Origin of the sequence: Neobacillus niacini (assembly GCF_030817695.1) — a bacterium.
GTDB classification, from domain to species: Bacteria; Bacillota; Bacilli; order Bacillales; family Cytobacillaceae; genus Neobacillus; species Neobacillus niacini_F.
On sequence record NZ_JAUSZQ010000002.1, the window covers coordinates 1,106,869 to 1,127,670 of the forward strand.

At 39.8% G+C, this 20,802-nt stretch carries 21 protein-coding genes and 2 riboswitches; of the genes, 8 read left to right on the forward strand and 13 right to left on the reverse strand.

Annotated features, from left to right (window positions below):
- The first annotated feature begins 70 nt into the window (after nucleotides 1-70).
- Together QFZ28_RS05710 and QFZ28_RS05715 are read left to right on the forward strand one after the other, a co-directional pair.
- Complete coding sequence (locus QFZ28_RS05710) at nucleotides 71-1,858, forward strand: S9 family peptidase (RefSeq protein WP_307193750.1); 1,788 nt, start codon at nucleotides 71-73, stop codon at nucleotides 1,856-1,858.
- Between the two features lie 101 nt (nucleotides 1,859-1,959).
- Nucleotides 1,960-2,586: a metal-dependent hydrolase gene (locus tag QFZ28_RS05715; protein ID WP_307193751.1), complete on the forward strand. Its 627-nt coding sequence runs from the start codon at nucleotides 1,960-1,962 to the stop codon at nucleotides 2,584-2,586.
- Nucleotides 2,587-2,634: 48 nt separating this feature from the next.
- Here the strand turns inward: QFZ28_RS05715 and QFZ28_RS05720 are convergent, their stop codons facing one another.
- The 5 genes from QFZ28_RS05720 to QFZ28_RS05740 form a co-directional block, all read right to left on the reverse strand.
- Nucleotides 2,635-3,057 carry an alanine racemase C-terminal domain-containing protein gene (locus QFZ28_RS05720; protein WP_307196958.1) on the reverse strand — a complete coding sequence of 141 codons (423 nt, stop codon included), beginning with the start codon at nucleotides 3,055-3,057 and terminating at the stop codon, nucleotides 2,635-2,637.
- Between the two features lie 7 nt (nucleotides 3,058-3,064).
- On the reverse strand, nucleotides 3,065-3,529 hold the full coding sequence (locus tag QFZ28_RS05725; RefSeq protein WP_307193752.1) for an alanine racemase: 465 nt from the start codon (nucleotides 3,527-3,529) through the stop codon (nucleotides 3,065-3,067).
- Nucleotides 3,498-3,821: an alanine racemase gene (locus tag QFZ28_RS05730; protein WP_307193753.1), complete on the reverse strand. Its 324-nt coding sequence runs from the start codon at nucleotides 3,819-3,821 to the stop codon at nucleotides 3,498-3,500. Before QFZ28_RS05730 ends, QFZ28_RS05725 begins: the two co-directional genes overlap by 32 nt.
- A 65-nt stretch (nucleotides 3,822-3,886) precedes the next feature.
- The gene (gene ald, locus QFZ28_RS05735) at nucleotides 3,887-5,020 is read right to left on the reverse strand and encodes an alanine dehydrogenase (protein WP_307193754.1); all 1,134 of its coding nucleotides are present in this window, start codon (nucleotides 5,018-5,020) and stop codon (nucleotides 3,887-3,889) included.
- A 244-nt stretch (nucleotides 5,021-5,264) separates the two neighbouring features.
- On the reverse strand, nucleotides 5,265-6,488 hold the full coding sequence (locus QFZ28_RS05740; RefSeq protein ID WP_307193755.1) for a PucR family transcriptional regulator: 1,224 nt from the start codon (nucleotides 6,486-6,488) through the stop codon (nucleotides 5,265-5,267).
- A gap of 296 nt (nucleotides 6,489-6,784) precedes the next feature.
- On the opposite strand from QFZ28_RS05740, the gene QFZ28_RS05745 reads away from it, so the two are divergent.
- From QFZ28_RS05745 to QFZ28_RS05755, 3 genes are all read left to right on the forward strand, one after another.
- Nucleotides 6,785-8,179, forward strand: a complete 1,395-nt coding sequence (locus QFZ28_RS05745; protein WP_307193756.1) for an amino acid permease — start codon at nucleotides 6,785-6,787, stop codon at nucleotides 8,177-8,179.
- A gap of 101 nt (nucleotides 8,180-8,280) precedes the next feature.
- Nucleotides 8,281-8,541, forward strand: a complete 261-nt coding sequence (locus QFZ28_RS05750; RefSeq protein ID WP_307193757.1) for a hypothetical protein — start codon at nucleotides 8,281-8,283, stop codon at nucleotides 8,539-8,541.
- 177 nt (nucleotides 8,542-8,718) lie between these two features.
- Nucleotides 8,719-9,222: a DoxX family protein gene (locus tag QFZ28_RS05755; protein WP_307193758.1), complete on the forward strand. Its 504-nt coding sequence runs from the start codon at nucleotides 8,719-8,721 to the stop codon at nucleotides 9,220-9,222.
- A gap of 50 nt (nucleotides 9,223-9,272) precedes the next feature.
- On the opposite strand, the gene QFZ28_RS05760 is transcribed toward QFZ28_RS05755, so the two are convergent.
- Complete coding sequence (locus tag QFZ28_RS05760; protein WP_307193759.1) at nucleotides 9,273-9,926, reverse strand: CoA transferase subunit B; 654 nt, start codon at nucleotides 9,924-9,926, stop codon at nucleotides 9,273-9,275.
- A gap of 25 nt (nucleotides 9,927-9,951) precedes the next feature.
- Complete coding sequence (locus QFZ28_RS05765) at nucleotides 9,952-10,653, reverse strand: CoA transferase subunit A (RefSeq protein WP_307193760.1); 702 nt, start codon at nucleotides 10,651-10,653, stop codon at nucleotides 9,952-9,954.
- Between the two features lie 124 nt (nucleotides 10,654-10,777).
- On the opposite strand from QFZ28_RS05765, the gene QFZ28_RS05770 reads away from it, so the two are divergent.
- Nucleotides 10,778-11,644: a LysR family transcriptional regulator gene (locus QFZ28_RS05770; RefSeq protein WP_307193761.1), complete on the forward strand. Its 867-nt coding sequence runs from the start codon at nucleotides 10,778-10,780 to the stop codon at nucleotides 11,642-11,644.
- Between the two features lie 78 nt (nucleotides 11,645-11,722).
- Here QFZ28_RS05770 and QFZ28_RS05775 read toward each other — a convergent pair whose 3' ends face one another.
- The 5 genes from QFZ28_RS05775 to QFZ28_RS05795 form a co-directional block, all read right to left on the reverse strand.
- Nucleotides 11,723-12,940 (reverse strand): M20 family metallopeptidase, encoded by a 1,218-nt coding sequence (locus tag QFZ28_RS05775; protein ID WP_373428045.1) that lies wholly within the window; start codon nucleotides 12,938-12,940, stop codon nucleotides 11,723-11,725.
- A gap of 58 nt (nucleotides 12,941-12,998) precedes the next feature.
- On the reverse strand, nucleotides 12,999-13,832 hold the full coding sequence (locus QFZ28_RS05780) for a MetQ/NlpA family ABC transporter substrate-binding protein (RefSeq protein WP_307193763.1): 834 nt from the start codon (nucleotides 13,830-13,832) through the stop codon (nucleotides 12,999-13,001).
- Nucleotides 13,833-13,849: 17 nt separating this feature from the next.
- Nucleotides 13,850-14,500, reverse strand: a complete 651-nt coding sequence (locus QFZ28_RS05785; RefSeq protein ID WP_307193764.1) for a methionine ABC transporter permease — start codon at nucleotides 14,498-14,500, stop codon at nucleotides 13,850-13,852.
- Nucleotides 14,490-15,521, reverse strand: a complete 1,032-nt coding sequence (locus tag QFZ28_RS05790; RefSeq protein ID WP_307193765.1) for a methionine ABC transporter ATP-binding protein — start codon at nucleotides 15,519-15,521, stop codon at nucleotides 14,490-14,492. Before QFZ28_RS05790 ends, QFZ28_RS05785 begins: the two co-directional genes overlap by 11 nt.
- Before the next feature lie 87 nt (nucleotides 15,522-15,608).
- Nucleotides 15,609-15,710, reverse strand: a riboswitch (SAM riboswitch).
- 73 nt (nucleotides 15,711-15,783) lie between these two features.
- Nucleotides 15,784-15,883: riboswitch (SAM riboswitch) on the reverse strand.
- A gap of 225 nt (nucleotides 15,884-16,108) precedes the next feature.
- Complete coding sequence (locus QFZ28_RS05795; RefSeq protein WP_307193766.1) at nucleotides 16,109-16,303, reverse strand: hypothetical protein; 195 nt, start codon at nucleotides 16,301-16,303, stop codon at nucleotides 16,109-16,111.
- A gap of 247 nt (nucleotides 16,304-16,550) precedes the next feature.
- Between QFZ28_RS05795 and galE the strand changes: the two genes are divergently transcribed.
- Complete coding sequence (gene galE, locus QFZ28_RS05800; RefSeq protein ID WP_307193767.1) at nucleotides 16,551-17,522, forward strand: UDP-glucose 4-epimerase GalE; 972 nt, start codon at nucleotides 16,551-16,553, stop codon at nucleotides 17,520-17,522.
- A 579-nt stretch (nucleotides 17,523-18,101) separates the two neighbouring features.
- On the forward strand, nucleotides 18,102-19,907 hold the full coding sequence (locus tag QFZ28_RS05805; RefSeq protein ID WP_307193768.1) for a sensor domain-containing protein: 1,806 nt from the start codon (nucleotides 18,102-18,104) through the stop codon (nucleotides 19,905-19,907).
- Nucleotides 19,908-20,047: 140 nt separating this feature from the next.
- Here the strand turns inward: QFZ28_RS05805 and QFZ28_RS05810 are convergent, their stop codons facing one another.
- Nucleotides 20,048-20,767, reverse strand: a complete 720-nt coding sequence (locus QFZ28_RS05810) for a metallophosphoesterase family protein (RefSeq protein ID WP_307193769.1) — start codon at nucleotides 20,765-20,767, stop codon at nucleotides 20,048-20,050.
- Between the last annotated feature and the right edge of the window lie 35 nt (nucleotides 20,768-20,802).

Sequence of the window (20,802 nt, forward strand, 5' to 3'; positions counted from 1 at the left end):
ATACGAAACATCACACAATAGAATGAAAGAAGGAAATTTTTTTAAAGTTATTGTGAATGGTGGGAATGGAATGAAGGAAATAACCATTGACCCTTATATCCACGTTCGTATGGTAAAAAGTTTTGAATACGACCCGAGGGGAAAGAAAATTAGCTTTATTTCGGATTTTACAGGGGTCCCACAGGTATGGGAGCTGGATCGGGAGCACAGGTGGCCGGCGCAAACTTCTTTTACGATGAAAGGAATCACCTTTATTAAATATATTGCTGGAACGTCTGACCTAGTTTTTGGGATGGACGCAGATGGCGATGAAAAAGAGCAGCTGTACTTATTAAAGGAGAACGGTGACAAAATTCCTTTGACCAACTCGCCAGAACATCTTCATTTATTTGGCGACAGCTCACCAGATGGGAAATGGATTGCTTGGTCCAGTAACCGCCGGAATCAAGCTTATTTAGATATTTATATTCAGAATCTAGAGACCTTGGAAATTCGCCGGGTATTTACCCAAGACGGAACGTATATGGTGGAAAAGTGGTTTCCTGATGGAAAAACGCTGCTAGTAAAAAAAGCAAACTCTCCCCTTGATCATGATTTAGGGGTATTTTCACTTTCTACGGGAAAAATGGACTGGATTACTGAACATAAAGGTGAAGCCAGTTATAAGGATTTTCATTTTAATAAGGAAGGAGATCATCTCTACCTTCTGACCAATCAGGACAGTGAGTTCTTTGGACTCGCATTGATAGAGATATCTACCAAACGCTTTACCTGGCTGGAGAGGGAAGAATGGGATCTTGAAGATCTAGCCATGAATAAGGATAAAAATAAATTAGCTTTTTCCGTTAATCAGGGGGGAATTTCAAAAGGCTACCTTGTTGACCTGGACCGAAGTAAATTGTACACGTGGGATACACCCATGGGAGTGATTTATAATATCAGGTTCTCACCAGATCAACAAAAGCTGGGGTTTGTATTAAATGGACCCGCCCATCCTCCTGACATTTGGGAGGTGGACATCAAGACTCTCCAAGCAAAGCGGCTTACCTATATCTCGCGTACACCGATTCTAGAGGAAAAACTAATTGAGCCTGAACAAATCTCGTTCCCGTCCTTTGACCAGATTCCAATACCAGCCTTTTACTATAAGCCCAATCGTAAGCTTGAGAAATCCCCGGTGGTTGTCTATATTCATGGGGGACCGGAAAGCCAAAGCCGTGCGGTGTACAGCCCGTTTTTGCAATATTTCTTAAACCAGGGTTATGCGGTGGTTGCCCCAAATATCCGCGGCAGTACGGGATATGGAAAAACCTATACACATCTCGATGATGGGCGAAAACGAATGGACGCGGTAAAGGATGTTATTTTTTTAATGGAATGGCTGAAAAAAACAGGGGATATTCATGTAGATAAGGCTGCGATTGTCGGAGGGAGCTATGGCGGATTCATCGTACTCGCTGCCATCAGCCATTTTCCCGAATTGTGGGCAGCGGCCATTGATATCGTAGGTATGTCGAGTATCCGAACATTCCTGCAAACAACCAGCCCTTGGAGAAAAAAACTGCGAGAGGCGGAATATGGAACCATTGAAAAGGATGGCGATTTTTTTGACCAAATTGACCCCTTGAATCATGCGGATAAGATTAAAGCACCGCTAATGATTATTCATGGAGTAAATGACCCTCGCGTTTCAATCCAAGAATCGGATCAAATTGTTAAGAAACTTAAGGCGAGAAATCATCCAGTCCGGTATATCCGCATTGAAGAGGAAGGTCATACGATGATGAAACTCAAAAATAAATTAACTTCCTATACGGAGATGGCGGAATTCCTTGAAAAATATTTGGGGAAAGGATGACTTTAGTAGGATAATAGTAGGATTTTATCGGAAACTCCTAAACAGAACAAATGTTTTGTTGTATGATAAAGGTTACTATGAAAATAGAGGTGGATGTAACTTTGAATGGTACCGCACATACAGCAATTGGAGCTGCAACAGGATTTATTGCGGCCAACACCTTCCATTCTTCTCCTACTGAGACAATCATTCTCGTTGGACTAGGCGCGGTTTCGGGGTTAATGCCTGATTTAGATATCGATGGAAAGCTTCGCGGTAAAATTACCTTATCCCATAAGGTAATTCGGTTGGCTGCATTATTTATAGGACTCTTGATGGTGTTTTATAGTTTTTATGAGGGCAGCGCAGTAGATAAATGGTTTGGTATCGGAATCGGACTGGCGATAATGATTGTCTCATCACTAATCAAACAAAAGCATATGCTAACCATCACCGGAATTGCTGTGCTTACAGGGGGAATCTCGTTGTCTGAAATATGGTTAATTTTGCTTGGGGTTTATATCGTCGCAGCGTCGATTACCGCTCACCGCAGCTATACTCATTCTATCTTGGGCGTTATTTTCTTTGGGGTAATAGCTTCAAAATTAGAAGGCTCCCTTGGTATGGATGGTATTTTCTATGCTTGTCTTGGGGGGTACATTAGTCATTTAATTGCTGATTTAAAAATACTGCCGTTTAATAAACGCGGGATTAAGCTGTTTTTACCTGTTTCAAAGATAGAATTATAGTTTAAAACAGGTCACATCCAAAGTTGATGTGACCTGTTTTTTCAAGAATTATATATATTCAACCGTTTGCAGGACTTGACCCTGAATCTCGTTTCCTGCAGCAACCGTATAAATACGTGGAACACGTTTCCCTATTAAACACACAACTTCATAGTTAATCGTCCCCATAAGAAGTGCCATTTCATCAATAGATTGAAAAACTTCGTCATTTCCCCCAAAAATAACTACTTCATCTCCCTGCTTGCAGGAGGGTACGCTTGTTACATCAATCATCGTTTGGTCCATGCAGACACGGCCGGCCACTAGAACTTTTTGTCCATGTACTAGGAATTGACCGCAGTTGGAAAGGAGTCTCGATAGTCCGTCCGCATAACCAATGGGAAGGGTGGCAATTATTCTTTCCGTTGATGGAGTATAGGTACATCCATAACTAATTGGCTGCGACCTGGAAACTTTTTTAAGCCATGCAATTTTCGTTTTAAAGCGTCATCGCTTGCTGAAGTGAAATGGGATGTTCCTTCAACGACACGTCCGGATACAGACCGTATAATCCAATTCCAACACGGACCATGTCTAGGTGCATTTCGGGGAAATTCATTGTCCCGGCAGTATTACAGCAATGCTTTAAAGGAATCGAAATTCCTTTGTCATCTAAATAGGCAGTAACAGAACGAAATCGTTCGAATTGCTGTCGTGTATAGGATGGGTCCTCACTATCAGCGTTAGCGAAATGAGTGAAAATACCTTTAAGAACAATGAATGGTGACTCCAATGCTTTGACGGCTAAAACCAGTACTTCTTCGCGGGTTTGCACACCAATTCGGGTCATACCGGTATCGATTTTTAAATGGATGGATACCGTTTTTTGAAGCGCAATAGACTGTAAAATAATTTCATCAAGTACTTCCTCACTAAATACAGTAATATCTACCCCGGCGATCATTGCCTGCCGAATGGAGCGAACGGGGGTATATCCCAACAACCAAAATTGGCTGAGTTATCCCTGCCTCACGCAGTTCAATCGCTTCATCCAAAATAGCCACCGCCAGGTAATCAGAACCCGCTTCTATAGCGGCTTTAGCAGCCTGGACTGCCCCGTGGCCATAACCATCGGCTTTTACCACCGCCATCAAGTTCACGGACGACCCGATATATTTTTTAAATTGGTTAACATTATGTTTAATGGAAGCTATTGAAATTTCCGCCCATGTATCTCGATAACTATGTTGATTCACAATTCTCCCCCCCTGAAATCCCCTATGAAAAAACCCTCAAGATAAACTTGAGGGTACCAAAATGGCTAGTTCAATACAACTTCCTTTTCCAATGCTATTTCCACTGGTACATATACATAGTTAAGGTCTTTTGCTACCGCTTCATAGGTAACTTCGCCGTTCGCAACATTTACTCCTAGCTTTAATGCCGGATTTTCAGAGATGGCCTTTACAACACCTTTATTCGCAATTTGCAATGCATATGGAACGGTTGCATTTGTAAGAGCCATTGTAGATGTTCTTGGAACTGCCCCAGGCATGTTAGCAACCGAGTAGTGAACAACACCATGTTTTTCAAAAGTTGGGTTGTCGTGAGTGGTTACATGGTCAATCGTTTCAACGCTTCCTCCTTGGTCAATCGCAACGTCAACGATCACAGAACCAGGCTTCATCGTTTTAACCATTTCTTCGGTTACTAGTTTAGGAGCTTTTGCCCCTGGAATTAATACCGCACCGATGACTAAGTCTGCTTCCTTCACTGCTTCAGCAATGTTGAAAGGATTTGAGATTAATGTTTTAATTTGGTTTCCGAAAATATCATCCAAGTAACGTAGACGGTCTGCGCTTAGGTCAATAATCGTTACATCTGCGCCTAAACCAATCGCCATTTTTGCTGCATTTGTTCCAACAATACCGCCGCCAATGATTGTTACTTTACCACGGCTAACCCCTGGAACACCTGCAAGCAAAATCCCTTTACCGCCATTGAATTTTTGTAAAAATTGTGCCCCGATTTGTGCAGACATACGACCAGCTACTTCGCTCATTGGAGTAAGAAGTGGAAGCGTACGGTTAACTGATACCGTTTCATAGGCAATTGCAATTACACCGCTGTCTTTAAGTGCTTGTGCTAAAGCAGGCTCTGCCGCTAAATGGAGGTAAGTAAATAATACTAGACCTGGACGGAAGTATTTATATTCACTTGCTAGTGGTTCCTTCACTTTCATGATCATTTCAGACTGATTCCAAACATCAGCTGCTGATTCTATTAATTCAGCACCCGCTTGAGTATAATCTACATCTACGAAACCGCTTCCAATTCCTGCCCCTTTTTCAACTAAGACTTTATGTCCAGCCTGAACGAATGAAACTACCCCAGCTGGAGTTAATGCCACACGGTTTTCATTGTTTTTAATTTCCTTCACTACGCCAATAATCATTATCGTTATCCCCCTTAGAAGTCTTAAGTGATTTTTTCTGACTTAAGAATAATCCTTTCCAAGCTTTTTTTCTTTGTTTAGAAAGCAGAAATAACAGAACTCAATTTGTGAAATTACACAAAACATTCACAAATACCTTGATATAAAAGGAAAAGAGAGAGGGATAACAAATAGAAAAATAAAATATAGTTTTGTTGAAATATTCAAACAGAAGGTGCCTGTCACCGTTGACAGGCACCTTCTGTTATTTATACTTTTCAAGCTTAAGGTCTAAGTAGAGGGTTATTTTTTGGTTTGGGTCTCGTAGGTTTATTTCTCCTATTTCTGCTATGCGTTTGAGCCGGTAATTTAAGGTGTTGGTGTGTACATTTAGCACATTTGCTGCTTCGTGGACATTGCTGTCTTTGTTTAGAAAAACTTCTAATGTGGCTACAAGGTCGGTGTTATTTTTTTTATCATAGTCTTGAAGCTTTTTAAGAGAATAGTTTTCATTTTGGTCTGTACCTGCTTTCTCTATTAAAACATCAATATATTTATAAATTCCTAAGCTTTGGTAACCATGGATATCCTTTGCTTCACTAGGGAATTTTCTTTTTACGGATAGTACAGTTCGAGCTTCTTTGTACGATTTTTCCACTTTTCCTAAATCACTATAAACACTGCTATAGCCCTGAACGATGGATTCAATTCCAAAACGCTCTTTCATCTTCGCTACGAACAGCTCACAAAATGCATTTAGTTTATACACTGGCTGACTAATTCCATCTAGAGAAATAAACAAGATTAATTGTTGATGGTCAATGGTGTACAGCAATATCTTTGGCAGCTGAATGGTTTTTAATAGATAGGCAATTTGCTTTTCATCGTCTCTTCCTAACTCCTTTGAAAATTGAAAAACGGCTACCGCAAATAGTGTAGGAGGCGAAATTTGCAGCGCTAGAAACTTATCAGTAATTTCTTCAGTGGAAGAAAGATGACTCGTTAGAAGCTGCCAGAAAAACTCTTGAAATTGCTCTTCTTTTTTATTTTTACGGTTCTGAAGTTGTATTAGTTTATTTTTGGTTGCGTCCGCAGCTCGCTTTAAACAGTCGATTTCTTCGTCGCCTAAAGTTTTTTCAATCTCTAACGCCCAAATGAAGCCGAGTACTTCATCATTTTTCCAAATCGATACGGCAACTCTATTTCCTAACCCAATCTCATCCACCGTCTTAACCCTGACAGGCTCACGGCTGGTTAACAAAGAAGGAATGACCCCTTCTTTCCATAAGGAATTAATCACTTTTTCCGGTACCCGGCGGCCAATAATCGTGGCAATCCGTGCCGGGTCGGTTCGATCATCATGGGTACTGTAGGCGAGGAGACGATGGTTCGCATCTTCTATTGTTATTGGACATTGTAAGACTTCACTTACCATATCTGCAAATTCTTCTAAACTATCAAAACTTGCGCGGAACGGATCATTTTTCATTTCACTTACCACCTTTATCAATGAGATTGTGCACAATGTAACGTATTTGTCATTTAAAACAATAATGTTTTAATAGATTTGTTTTTATACTACAATATAAAATGTTCACAGATATGTTATACTAATGTCACAAAGTTTTAACTTTTAATATTTTAGAAACCTTTGTAAACGCTATCAATTCAAAAAAAGAATAGGGGGATATTATTTAAATAGAAGCAGTAGGTTTTATTCGAATAATATTGTATCTTTTTTAGCGCAAAAGGGAAATAGGAGAATTCAACTATAGGGGGTAGACTATGCAAAAAAATTCAAATCAATTACAAAGAGGTTTAGAAGAAAGACATATTACGCTTATGTCTTTAGGAGCAGCGATTGGGGTAGGTCTGTTTCTAGGGTCAGCAACTGCTATTAAGCTTGCGGGACCTGGTATTATTCTCGGTTATGCATTTGCCGGAATGATTATGTTCTTTATTATGAGGGCTCTTGGTGAGATGGCGATTCAAAAACCTGTGGCCGGTTCTTTTAGTCAATATGCTCGTGACTATTTAGGTGCGTTGCCTGGTTTCTTGACAGGATGGAATTATTGGTTCTTATGGGTTGTAACATGTATGGCTGAGATTACGGCAGCAGGAATCTACATGGAGTATTGGTTCCCAGAAGTGCCTCGCTGGATTTGGGCGCTGGCAGCTCTCGTCATTATGGCTTCCGTCAATTTCTTAAACGTAAAAGCCTATGGTGAACTTGAATTTTGGTTTGCGTTAATTAAGATTATTACCATTATATTTATGATTGTAAGTGGTCTTGGAATGATAGTTTTAGGGATTGGTAATGGCGGTATTGCAACTGGTATCAGCAATCTTTGGGAGAATGGAGGAATCCTTCCAAATGGGATTACTGGGGTATTAATGTCCTTACAAATGGTTATGTTTGCTTTCCTAGGTATTGAGATGATTGGGATTACTGCCGGGGAAGTAAAGAATCCGGAAAAAACATTAGCTAGAGCGATTGATACCGTTTTCTGGCGAATTCTTATTTTCTATGTAGGTGCCTTGTTTGTCATTATGTCGATTTATCCTTGGACCGAAATCGGCGCTCAAGGCAGTCCGTTCGTTTTGACCTTTGATAAGCTTGGAATCCCGGCTGCAGCTGGAATCATTAACTTTGTTGTCTTAACGGCTGCGCTATCTTCATGTAACGGTGGTATTTTTAGTACTGCACGAATGCTCTTTAACTTAGCTGAAAATGATGAGGCACCAAAGGGATTAGGTAAATTAAACAAGAATGGTGTTCCTAGTAAAGCTGTTTTAGTAACAGCGGGTGCCCTATTAGTGGGTGTTGTTCTTAACTATTTAGTACCAGCAAAAGTATTTACATGGGTAACAGCAATTTCAACGTTTGGTGCGATTTGGACGTGGTCGATGATTTTATTATCACAAATCAAGTATCGTAAGAGTTTAACGCCAACTCAATTGAGAGGTCTAAAATATAAGATGCCGTTATTCCCATTCACATCTTATTTTTCATTAGCATTCTTACTTCTAGTAGTAGGATTAATGGCGTTCTTCCCAGATACTAGAGTCGCGTTAATCGTTGGACCACTTTGGCTTGGGATCTTAACAGCCTTCTATTATGGTAAGGGATATCATAAACGAGGAAAGTTAGAGCAGGAGAGCGTAGAACAAGTCGGATAAAATAAGCATGTTTTTGGCAGGAATATTGCCAAAAACATGCTTTTTTAATGGTTTCTTGGTATATTTTACTTAACGAATATACATAGTAGGGAGAGGGAATTTTGGAAGGTTTTTTTGGATTGGCTTTAAATATCATCCTCACCATTTATTTAGTGATTGATTCTAAAAAGCATGGCAAAAACCCCGTTTTATGGGGAATACTTGGTTTCATTTTTGGTGCGATTGCTTTAGGGATTTATTTAATTAAAACAGATAGAAAGGTAGTCGGCTGGATTGTTACCATTCTAAGTATTATTGGATATTTAGCGCTAATTCTAATCGTTGGATTGGCAATTCTTTTTACAGTTGCAGGGTTTTCTTAAAAAAAGGAAGGGGGAAACCTTTCCTTTTTTATGTGGTCTCGATAAATGCTGTTCAACATTCTGTCAAATCATTTTGAACACATTGTGAAATTATTCACATTTTCATGTTATAAAAGTTAGAAACCGAGTATAGTGTAAGTATAAAGAGCAAACAAATTTTGAAAGGCGGAATGACTTATGTTTAACAATTTTTTAAGAGAAAATAAAATCTCTGCAGCTATTTTAACTATTATTCGTTTATACCTTGGCTACTCTTGGTTCACGGCTGGTTTTCATAAAATTACAGGCGGCTTTGACGCTTCAGGATTCCTAAAAGGAGCGATTGCCAAACCAGTAACTGGTCCAGACGGCAATATGGTCTACGGCTGGTACGTTAACTTTCTAGAAAGCTTTGCTTTACCAAACATTGATGTGTTCAACTTCATCGTTCCTTGGGGTGAAACATTAATCGGTTTAGGACTTATGCTTGGATGTTTAACAACAGCAGCAATGTTCTTTGGTCTAGTAATGAACTTCAGCTTTTTCTTAGCAGGAACAGTTTCTCATAACCCAACAGATATTTTCTTAGGCTTCATCATCTTAACTGCAGGCTTTAATGCAGGTAAATTCGGTTTAGACTACTGGGTAGTTCCATTCATCAACAAAACCGTTAGAAAAAATAAAGCAAAAGTAACAGCATAATAATAGGCAGCAAAAAGACGATTCGTCCCCCTCGAATCGTCTTTTCTTATCTATCGAACTTCAGTGAGTAGTTCTGACACTGTGAATGTGGCTTCTGTTTGTTGCTTAACTTCTTCAACACTGACTCCACTAGCAGTCTCAATTAGGACCATACCATTTGGTGTGAAATCAAAAACGGCAAGATCAGTAATGAGACGATGTACCACTTGTTTACCAGTAAGTGGAAGAGTGCATTCTTTCTTTATTTTAGATTCTCCGTGTTTGTTGACGTGTTCCATAATCACGACGACCCGTTTGGCTCCATTGACAAGGTCCATAGCCCCGCCCATTCCTTTGACCATCTTTCCTGGAATCATCCAATTCGCAAGATCACCATTTTCAGACACTTCCATGCCTCCAAGGATTGCTAAGTCGATATGACCGCCGCGAATCATCGCAAAGGATTCAGCACTGTCAAAAAAAGAAGATCCAGGAACGGTTGTAATCGTTTCTTTTCCTGCATTAATCAAATCTGGATCTTCCTGACCATCTATCGGGTAAGGTCCAATACCAAGCAGTCCGTTTTCCGACTGTAATAATACGTTGAAATCCTGAGGAATCTCATTGGCAACAAGTGTCGGCATTCCGATTCCTAGGTTAACATTCATTCCATCTTTAATTTCCTGCACCGCTCTTTTCACAATCGTTAAACGAGTGTCTCTCATTTTCATTCGCTCCTTTTTTCTCGAGTTAAGCCTGAACTACTGTCCGCCGTTCAATCCGTTTTTGATAGTTGCTGCCAACTAAAATACGCTGCACATAAATACCTGGTGTGTGAATTTCATCTGGGTCTAGCTCACCGGCCTCAACGATTTCTTCGACTTCAGCAATCGTAATTTTACCTGCCATTGCAGCAAGTGGATTAAAATTGCGTGATGTTTTACGGTAAACGAGGTTGCCAAGTGTATCTGCCTTCCACGCTTTCACAAGAGCAAAGTCCCCAACAATCCCGCGTTCAAGCAGATAGGTTCTTCCATCAAATTCCTTGACTTCTTTTCCTTCTGCTATCAGGGTTCCCATACCTGTTGCCGTATAAAAACCTGGGATACCTGCACCGCCAGCGCGTATACGTTCAGCTAAGGTGCCTTGTGGCGTCAATTCTACTTCGAGTTCACCACTTAAAAATTGCTGTTCAAAAATTTTGTTTTCTCCTACATACGAGGACACCATTTTCTTAATTTGCTTGTTTGCTAGGAGCAGCCCTAAACCCCAGTCATCCACACCACAGTTGTTACTGACCACCGTTAAATTTTTTGTCCCCTTTTCCCTCAAAGCTTGAATCGCAAACTCAGGAATACCGCACAAACCAAAGCCGCCGACAATTAAAGTAGCACCATCCTGAATGTCTGAAACCGCTTCCGAAAAAGAAGTAACTAATTTAGTAGATTTCATCAATATTCTCCCCTTTTTAGTCTGAATATTCTATTACTTACTAGTTTACATGCAGGTGATTTATAAGTAAAATACATAAAAAGAATAAATAATATGAATCTCCGGAATAAATGGAGGGGCTAATTTGGAACTTCGGGATTTAAAATCTTTTATTGAAGTGGTGATTCATCAAAGTTTTACAAAAGCGGCGGAACATTCCTATCTTTCACAGCCATCTTTCAGTAAGGCTGTGAAAAAGCTAGAAGAAGAATTGAACGTAGAATTGTTCGACCGCTCCACCCGTCATTTACGGTTAACTGATGCCGGACAAATTGTTTATGAGCAAGCTCAAAAGGCACTAGAGTCATTGTCTGAAATCACCAACCTCCTTGATGACTTAAAGAACGTTACATCAGGTGAAATAAAAATAGGGATTCCACCGCTAATTGGCACCTTGTTTTTTCCGAATATAGCAATGCGAGTTCAGGAAAAATATCCTAACGTTTCTTTGCATTTAGTGGAACGGGGTGCAAAACTAATCGGTCAGCTTGTTGAGAACGGTCAGGTTGACCTCGGCATTATCGTGCTGCCGGCTGATACTTCAAAGTTTAATGTGCAGCCATTTATCAAAGATGAGTTTGTTCTTTATGTACATAAAAAGCACCCGCTTGCGATGCGGAGCACCGTTGAGATAAGCGAATTAAAAGAAGAGAAGTTTATTCTTTTTTCAGATGAGTTTACACTTCATGACTATATTAAAAATGTTTGTATAGAGGCAGGTTTTATTCCGGAGGTCTCTTATCAGAGTTCTCAGTGGGATTTAATACTGGAGCTTGTTTCATCCGAGTTTGGCATAACTCTACTGCCAAGGTCTATTTACAGCAAGCAAAATAACCCAAACGTTCAAATTGTTCCAATAGCAGAACCAACATTACACTGGAGACTTGGCCTCATTACGAAAAAAGAGGCATACCACTCGTTTGCTTTGAGAGAAGTTTTAAAGATGTTTTGAAATGAATCATCCATGTTCAAAATGAGAAAATTATAAACACAAGCGCCCAGCGACAAGTTTCAGTCTCTGAGCGTCTTTTTATTTGGATTCTGCTGCTTTTCTTTCTTTGAATTCCGCTTTAATCTGAGCTAATGTACCAGGGTCTGTAATCAGTTTTAACGCAGTTAGTGCAAGAGCTTTTGCACCCGTAATCAAAGCTTGGTCTCCTTTAGGGGATGCTGCTGCTTCTCTAAATGGTACCGTATGTGGAATAAGGCTGCTGGCACCAATTTTTATATAGGGATGAATAGTTGGGACAACCTGACTGATGTTTCCTGCGTCTGTTGAGCCGATGCCTTTGTCCCCACTTTCAACCACGGTTTCACCAAGTTCTTCCACGATTTCCTTGAATACAGCATTATAACAATTATTTAATAGAAGGTTATCAACTTCATTTTGGAAGGCAATAACGTTTAACTTTGCCCCTGTAGCCAATGCCGCGCCTTCTGCAACTGCTTTTACTCGTTGGGTAACTTCGTTCAAACCAGTTCTTGTAGCAGCTCGGATGTAAAATCTTGCCTTTGCATATTCAGGGATAATATTTGGTGCATCCCCGCCATGGGTGATGATTCCATGAATTCGAACATCGCCCGGCAGCTGCTGCCTTAAGGCATTGATTCCATTAAACAACAGAATGACTGCGTCGAGTGCATTAATTCCTTCATGCGGGTTGGCCGAGGCATGTGCCGGTTTTCCGATAAATTCAAAGTCCAGTGGATCTACAGCAAGAGATGAACTGGTTAACCGCGTCTCAGCATTCGGGTGGATCATAAGTGCGGCGTCAATCCCATTCACTAGTCCATGTTTAACAAAGCTGCCTTTTGCACTGCCATTTGGACCGCCTTCTTCTGCCGGAGTACCGAAAACAACTGCTTCTCCGCCTGTTTCTGATAAAACCTTGCTCAAGGCAATCGCTGCAGCGACACTAGTTGTTCCGATAATATTATGTCCGCAGGCATGCCCTAGACCAGGAAGGGCGTCATATTCAGCTAGGAATGCAATAGAAGGGCCTGGTTTGTCTGACTTTTTACGAGCGATAAATGACGTTTCATGTCCAGCAACTGCCTTTTCAACCTCAAAGCCTTCTTTTAAAAGAATGTCTGTCAGAAGGGTAGAAGCAAAAAATTCTTCGTTGCCGATTTCAGGGTTTTCATGAATTCTATGGCTAGTTGAAAGGTAAAGCTCTTTATTGCTTTCTACATTTTCAATGATTGTTTCTTTTAATGTTGTAATCGACCTAAGAGTTTCTGACATCATTTCTCCTCCTTAGATTGTCCAGCTCCAGCGCCTAAGCAAGGCGCTGGAGCTTTTCTTTCTACCATCCAATATTGCTTAATGGTACAAATGTAGGGATCATGTTGCCTTTGTACTCTTTTTCAATAAATTCTGCTGTATCTTCCGATTGGTAAAGTTCTGCTATTCTCTTATAAGTTTTGTTGTCTTTGTCCTTTGCTTGGACAGCAATAATATTTAGGTAAGGGGTAGCTGTTTCACTTTCAACAAAAATCGCATCTTCTAATGGGCTAAGACCGGCATCGCCCGCAATCCCGTTATTGATTACAGAAGCGGCAACATCCGGCAATGCTCTTGGTGTTTGTGCCGGTACAACAGAAACAAATTCAATGTTCTTAGGGTTTTCTTTTATTTGCGTTAAGTCACCATTTGGATCGAAATCTTTAGGTAATTCAATGAGTCCTGCTTCTTGAAGAAGTAATAATGCACGGCCTTGATTAGATGCATCGTTCGGAAGCGCAATTTTTGCACCATCTGGAATGTCTTTGACATCTTTGTATTTTTCAGAGTAAATTCCCATTGGAGCAAGGACGGTTGTCGCGATAGGCACTAGGTCTAAATTGTGTTCTTTAATAAATACATCGAAATAGGCAACGGTTTGGAATGCATTAACATCAATTTCGCCTTCTGCTAGAGCAGTGTTTGGAGCAACGTAATCAGAGAATGAAACGATTTCGATATTGATTCCCTCTTTTTCAGCCTTTTTCGCTACAAAATCCCAAATACGTGTATCGGTTCCGCTAACACCAAGCTTAACTGTAGTGGATTCTTTACCCTCCGATGTTTTTTCTTCAGCGCAGCCAGCGCCAATAATGGCTAATGCAATAATAATGATGGATAGTAATAGTTTTTTCATGGTATGTTTCCTCCTAGTTATCTTCGTCTAATTTTTTTTGCTGCTATATTTCCAAATGACTGTAGACCTTGTACGATCACAATCAGAATTCCTACTGTAATCATCATCGTGACGGTATCAAAACGCTGGTAGCCATATGTAATGGCCAAATCCCCAATTCCACCACCGCCAACTGCGCCAGCCATTGCCGAAGCACCAACAAGACCGATGGTCGCGATAGTCAGGGCAAGAACGAGTGAGCTGAGTGCCTCTGGAATAAGAAATTTAGTAATAATTTGCCATGGGGTTGCGCCCATTGCCTCTGCTGCTTCGATGACACCAGGATCAACCTCTAGTAATGAATTTTCTATCAATCTAGCAATATAGGGACCTGCATAGAAAACGAGAGGGACAACTGCTGCTGCGGTTCCAATCGAAGTTCCAACAATCAATCTTGTAACGGGGATCATCGCCACCAATAAAATGATGAATGGAACGGATCGGAAAATATTAATAACTCCATTTAATATATTAAAAAACGGCAGATTCTGAAGCAGGTGACCTTTCCGTGTAACGACAAGCAAGATTCCTAACGGCAGACCAAGGATGGTTGAGAACAAGAGTGAAAAAGCGACCATTTGGACCGTTTCAATTAAAGCAGAGATAATTTGCTCTGAATTAACTAGCATGTGCAGCCACTTCCTTTATGCTGATATTTTTCTGATTAATATAGGTTAATGCCCGGATGACTTCTTTGTCAGAGCCTTGGAACTCAACAATGAGGTTTCCAAAAGGAGTTCCTTGAAGCTCTGTAATATTGCCAAACAAGACATTGATATGAATATCAAACTGTTTGGCCAGTTCTGATAATAACGGCTGACCCGCAGTGCTGCCGACAAAATTGATCCGGAAAATCCTCTGCATTCCATCATGCTTTTGGATGATATCCTTAATAGAATCAGGCAGCTGGTCATTCATGACGGTGCTTACAAAGTTTTTGGCTGTCTGTGTTTTCGGAGCTGAAAAGACATCGAACACCGTGCCTTCTTCAATAATTTTTCCCGCTTCGATCACAGCCACCCGGTCACATATCTCTCTAATTACCGCCATCTCGTGGGTGATAATGAGAATCGTGATGTTGTATTCCTTATTGATTTTTTTCAACAGCTGCAAAATCGAGCTGGTTGTCTGTGGATCAAGTGCAGATGTGGCCTCGTCGCAAAGCAGAATCGAAGGCTGTGTTGCCAAGGCCCTTGCAATGCCAATTCGCTGCTTTTGTCCGCCTGAAAGCTGGTCAGGGTAATAGTCCGCTTTGTCTGCTAATCCGACAAATTCTAGTAGTTCCTGAACGCGCTTCTTAATTGCCTCCTTGGGAACCTTGGCAAGTGTCAGGGGCATTGCCACGTTTGCAAACACTGTTTTTGAGTTTAATAGATTAAAGTGCTGAAAAACCATTCCAATATTTTTCTTAATCTCACGGACTTCTTTAACGGACATAGAAGTGAGGTCATGACCATCGACTATTACACTACCTGAAGTAGGACGCTCTAGTAAGTTTACACAGCGGATAAGTGAACTTTTACCGGCACCGCTAAACCCGATTACTCCGAAAATCTCTCCCTTATTAATCTTCAAATCAATTCCGTTCAGTGCGGCAACCTGCTGTCCGCCACTTTCATAAACCTTTTTAAGATTCTGAAATTCGATCATGGTTTATCTCTCCTTTATAAAAAGTAAAAAACCCTCTTCCTAGAAACAAGAAGAGGGTATGCCAATGAAAAGCAATAGCAAAAACTCTTCTTATCTCCCAAGCCATGTGCTTGCTGGATTTGGCACAGAATCAAATATTCCGCTGCCGAGGTGTCATAGGGCCAGTCCCTCAACCTCTCTGGATAAGAAATATTATTCAGTTAAAAATAAAAAACCTCTTCTTTGTAAAAGAAGAGGGCAAATTAAAAAATCATAGGTCCTCTTCTTATCTATCAAGTCGCACTTGCTGGATTTGGCACAGAATCAGATATTCCGCTGCCGAGGTGTCATAGGGCCAGTCCCTCAACCTCTCTTGATAAGAAGTATTTTTACTTTATTCATTTTTTGAACTTGTTAATTAATTTACTGTAGGAATAGTAAAAAGTCAAATCCCTTTTTTAAAATAATAATTAATCTTTTCTAGTTGAAGCGTTATCATCCTCTATAGATAGGTAATTTGATAAAATATAAAAATTTTTTTGCAGTCTTCAAATAAAGGAAAAGAGAGCAAAAGAAATCGCTCTCTTCAAAGTTGCCTATTTTTCAAACTACCTTCTTTTTACTAAAGAAAGTACCCCTTGGATGATTAATACAAGAGAGAATATAAGGATCGCGAGGACTCCAATTAGAACAACTAATGGGCTAAGAGGGGCCCAAAATCCGGTTAGCGGTACTCTTAATAAGGCAAAACCAGCGATGACACAAAGTAAATATAAAAAAGGACTACGTTCTAATACACTCATTGCATACTCACTCCTTTCGTGGGGTTAATTCATTAATATTCATAAAGGGAGTTGTTTAGTTACCATAATAATAAATCAGTCCTATATAACTATCTTTTTGGAAATTTAATCCACTACTATAGGAACAAGGATTAGTGCCTTTTTTTCGAAAATTAATTTTGGACGTAGTTGGGGGTGAATTTGTTACAATGATTTTGTGATAAAATAAAACATATAAGAAAATTTTTTTACATAAGGGGAAATGACGATGATTCTTGTTGTTGGCGGTGCCGGTTATATCGGCAGTCATCTTGTTAAGGAATTAGTGGAAAAAGAAGAGGTAATTGTGTTAGATAACCTGTCTACAGGTCATCTTAAGGCAGTTGATACAAGAGCTATTTTTGTACAGGGCGACCTCGGAAATGAAGAAGACTTACAAATGATTTTCTCCAGTTATCCAATTAAGGCGGTTATGCATTTTGCAGCATTCAGTTTGGTAGGAGAGTCTGTGGTTGATCCGCTCAAGTATTATGAAAATAACGTAGCAGCTACGTTAACGCTTTTAAAGGTAATGATGAAAAACAAGGTAAAGAACTTTATTTTTTCATCAACTGCGGCTACATATGGGATTCCAAATGTTGAGATTATCGATGAACAAACAGTCACATCACCGATTAATCCTTATGGTCATTCTAAATTAATGATTGAACAAATGCTTGCTGATTTTTCTAAAGCATATGGCCTAAACTATGTCGTTCTTCGTTACTTTAATGCCGCTGGCGCACATGAATCATCTAAGATTGGTGAAAGTCATGACCCAGAAACACATTTAATTCCAATTATTCTACAGCAGCTATTAGGACAGCGTGAAAAAGTTTCCGTTTTTGGTTCTGATTATGATACTCCGGATGGTACATGTATTCGTGATTACATTCATGTTACTGACTTGGCCAGCGCACATATCCTTGCTCTTGAGGCTTTATTAAGTGAGAAGAAAAATGCTGAGGTCTACAATTTAGGAAATGGTCTCGGGTATTCCGTAAAAGAGGTCATTGAGACGTGTGAGAGAGTTACTGGGGTTAATGCAAATGTTGAAATGGCTGACCGGCGTGCAGGAGATCCTGCAAGGCTCGTTGCTTCATCACAAAAGATTTACAGTGAATTAGGCTGGAAAGCAGAGCGGAATTTGGAACAGATTATTGGCGATGCCTGGAAATGGCATAAAAAACAACAATATTAAAAAAAATACCCTTGTCAGCAGCTGTTGGCAAGGGTATTTATATCACTAGAATAGAATTCGAAGGAGTAACTTTATCCAACCGAAAAACGCAATCCATAGCGGTACACTTAATGAAGTACCCCAAACCAGCCCATAAGCAAAATTACCCTGCTCGTCCATGAAATCCACTCCCTATTGTAGTTGTAGATTATCCTTTTCTTAGTTTCCGATTGGTTTCATTCATTATAAAGTAAAGCGCTTTCAATGACAATGGTACAAACTACTTAATTCATAGTGTTAACTGCCATAGTAAAAAGATGCCAAAAAGAGGTTGAGAAAAAAAGAAAAGCATGTCTCTCAAATAGAGTTTTTTTCGACTTTTGGAAAACCATCTTCGACAGAATATTTTCCAGGAAATCGATATAATTTGGTTTTTCCTAAGGGTTTGAGACAATAGTAAGCAATCGTTTGATTAGTAGTAAAAGGTGAAAATAATGTCTGAGTTTGTTGATATCAATCACAGCTATTTTTGCACGTTTGGTATAAGGTCACTATAAGTAGTGTTTAATCCTCAGTTTTCATGGAAAGGAGATTTCTCTCTTGAGGTATGATATCAAAAAGCCAGATATAAGTTCTTTTGTAGAGATTTGTAAGTTCTTACATTCAAACGTTCCATTTCCGTGTTATTTGATGGACTTGGAGGGCAGTATTGTTTTTTCGAATGGAGCTGTTCAAGAAATAACAGGTTATGAACGACATCATGATTATCAACGGAATTTTGTCACGGTAATTGAAGAAGAGGAGATTTACAAGACGATTGAGCATATTAATGCTGTCCTTAAGGGAGAAAAGAAAAGTGTTCAAACGAGGATTAGAAATCGGAACGGTCATGTGACAGATGTAAATATCTCTTCCATTCCGGTAATAGTAGATGGTGTAATTATCGGTATATTTGGCTATATGACCAGGGTATCAAATGAAAATAATTTTTTACATTCCATCCCTTGGAGTTGGGATACTATTTCTACTGGTATTAAGAGGATTGATCGGACTGTTGCCGATTTTACAAAAAGGAAAAAAGCTGAGGAAAAATTAACGTTTTTAGCTTTTCATGATTCATTGACTGGTCTGCCGAACCGGAGGAAATTGGATTATGAGCTTCATAAAGTATTAAAAGAAGCAAAGGAAAAGAAAAAGAAGGTCGGGGTTATATTCTTGGATCTCGACCGATTTAAATATATCAATGATTCTCTTGGTCATAAAATGGGCGATAAGGTTTTACAGGCCATTGCAAACCGGTTGAAGGGCAGTTTGAGAAGTGATGATATTATCACTCGCCAAGGCGGGGATGAGTTTGTAATCTTGCTAAAAAACCTTTCCACAAAAGAGGAGCTTCATGAGGCGGCAGCAAAAATAAATGGGATTATAGCAGAACCAATCCGGCTGCTTGGTAATGAGTTTGTACTGAGCGCCAGTATCGGGATGAGTATTTTCCCTGATCATGGGTACGAGACAGAAGGATTAATACAGAAGGCAGACCAAGCGATGTACCTTGCAAAGGAAAGCGGGATAGGGTTTCAGTCCTATGAATTAGGAATGGCGAAAAGTCTATCACGAAAATTGCTGCTAGAGCAATATCTTCATAAAGCCATTGAAAAAAATGAATTATATCTGGTGTATCAGCCAATTGTTGATGTTTACGGAAAACGAGTGATTGGGGTAGAAGCTCTTCTCCGTTGGCAGCATCCTATTTTAGGGGCCATCACACCCGGAGAATTTATCGAAATTGCCGAAGAATCAGATTTAATTATTAAGTTAAGCAATTGGGTGTTGGAAACTGCAAGTAGACAGCGAAAAATATGGGCGGATATGAACTTGCCGCCATTTTATGTATCGATTAATGTCCCAGCAAGACAAATTAATTTGAAATCGTTCCTTGAAGGTATTAAGGAAACATTAGCACGGCATCAGCTGCCAGCAAATCTGTTAAAGATTGAAATCACCGAAAGAACAGCGATGACGAATATCCAGAAAACATTGACCACGATAAAAGAATTACAGGATATTGGGGTGGATATTATCCTCGATGATTTTGGGGTTGGTTATTCTTCCATTAGCTATCTTGTTCAATATCCATTTAATACGATAAAAATAGATAAGTCTTTCATTGAAGGTTTAGACAATAAAAATCAGCGGTCTGTTTGTCGGACATTAGTGGCAATGGGCAGGAACCTAGGGATGAATGTGGTGGCAGAGGGAGTGGAAGAGTTAGAACAATATCAATTCTTATGCAGTATTGGCTGCCATAATATGCAGGGCTACTATTTTAGCAGGCCCACTAGTGTTGAATTGGTAGAGACGTTCTTTACGTCTGACCAAAAGGGCTTACAGGGCAAATTTAAATAAGGCCGAAGATCGTTCAAGTCTTCGGCACTTATTTATTAATAAATCTTATCCATCGTAATAAATTCTGTTGTATCCCTATTAAACTCCACTTTTTTTTAAAAAGCAAAACCGCTGTCAAAAAGGGAACAGCGATTTTATCTTTAAATTTTTGCATTCCGAATAACCTTACTCATCATTTCTGCATTTGGGTAATTAACTTCATGATAGAGTGCCACGACACTTTCGAGATCATAACTTACTCTTCTAATAGAAGTTTTGATATGTCCGTCCTCGACTTCAACCAGTCCATAGGATGCTTTTGCCAGGCCATCGAATGGTAAACCCACACTGCCGATGTTGATAATGACCTTGCCATTTAGGTATCTAATATATGGTTTGTGGATATGTGCATAAACGAATACCTGTACATTTTGTGCCTGCATTAAACGTGTTTCGATTTGGTTGTCATCAGCGTTAGGCAGTACGATATCAAATAAACTCGTTGGCGTGGCGTGGAACGCTGAAATCGCAATATCTTCGATTGTTAGATTTAATTGAGTAGGCAGGCTCTCTAAATAATCCATGTCTGATGGTTCTAGCTGCTCCACAATCCATTGGCGTTCAAGGTTCATTAACTCTAGGACCTTATCAGCCACTTCACCTTCTCGAACACCACGCACGACCCATTCATCGGCATTTCCTTTTATTACTTCCGTATGTAAAGAGCGGACTAGGTCAAGAGAACGTTTAGGCTCTGGTCCGCGATAACAAGTGTCACCCAGCACATAAATTTTATCAATCCCTTGCTTCTCAATATCCGCAAGTACCGCATCAAGGGCGATGGCATTCCCGTGTATATCAGAAATGAAAGCAATTTTCATAGCAAAGACAACCTCCTTTTTAAAAATTTTACCAT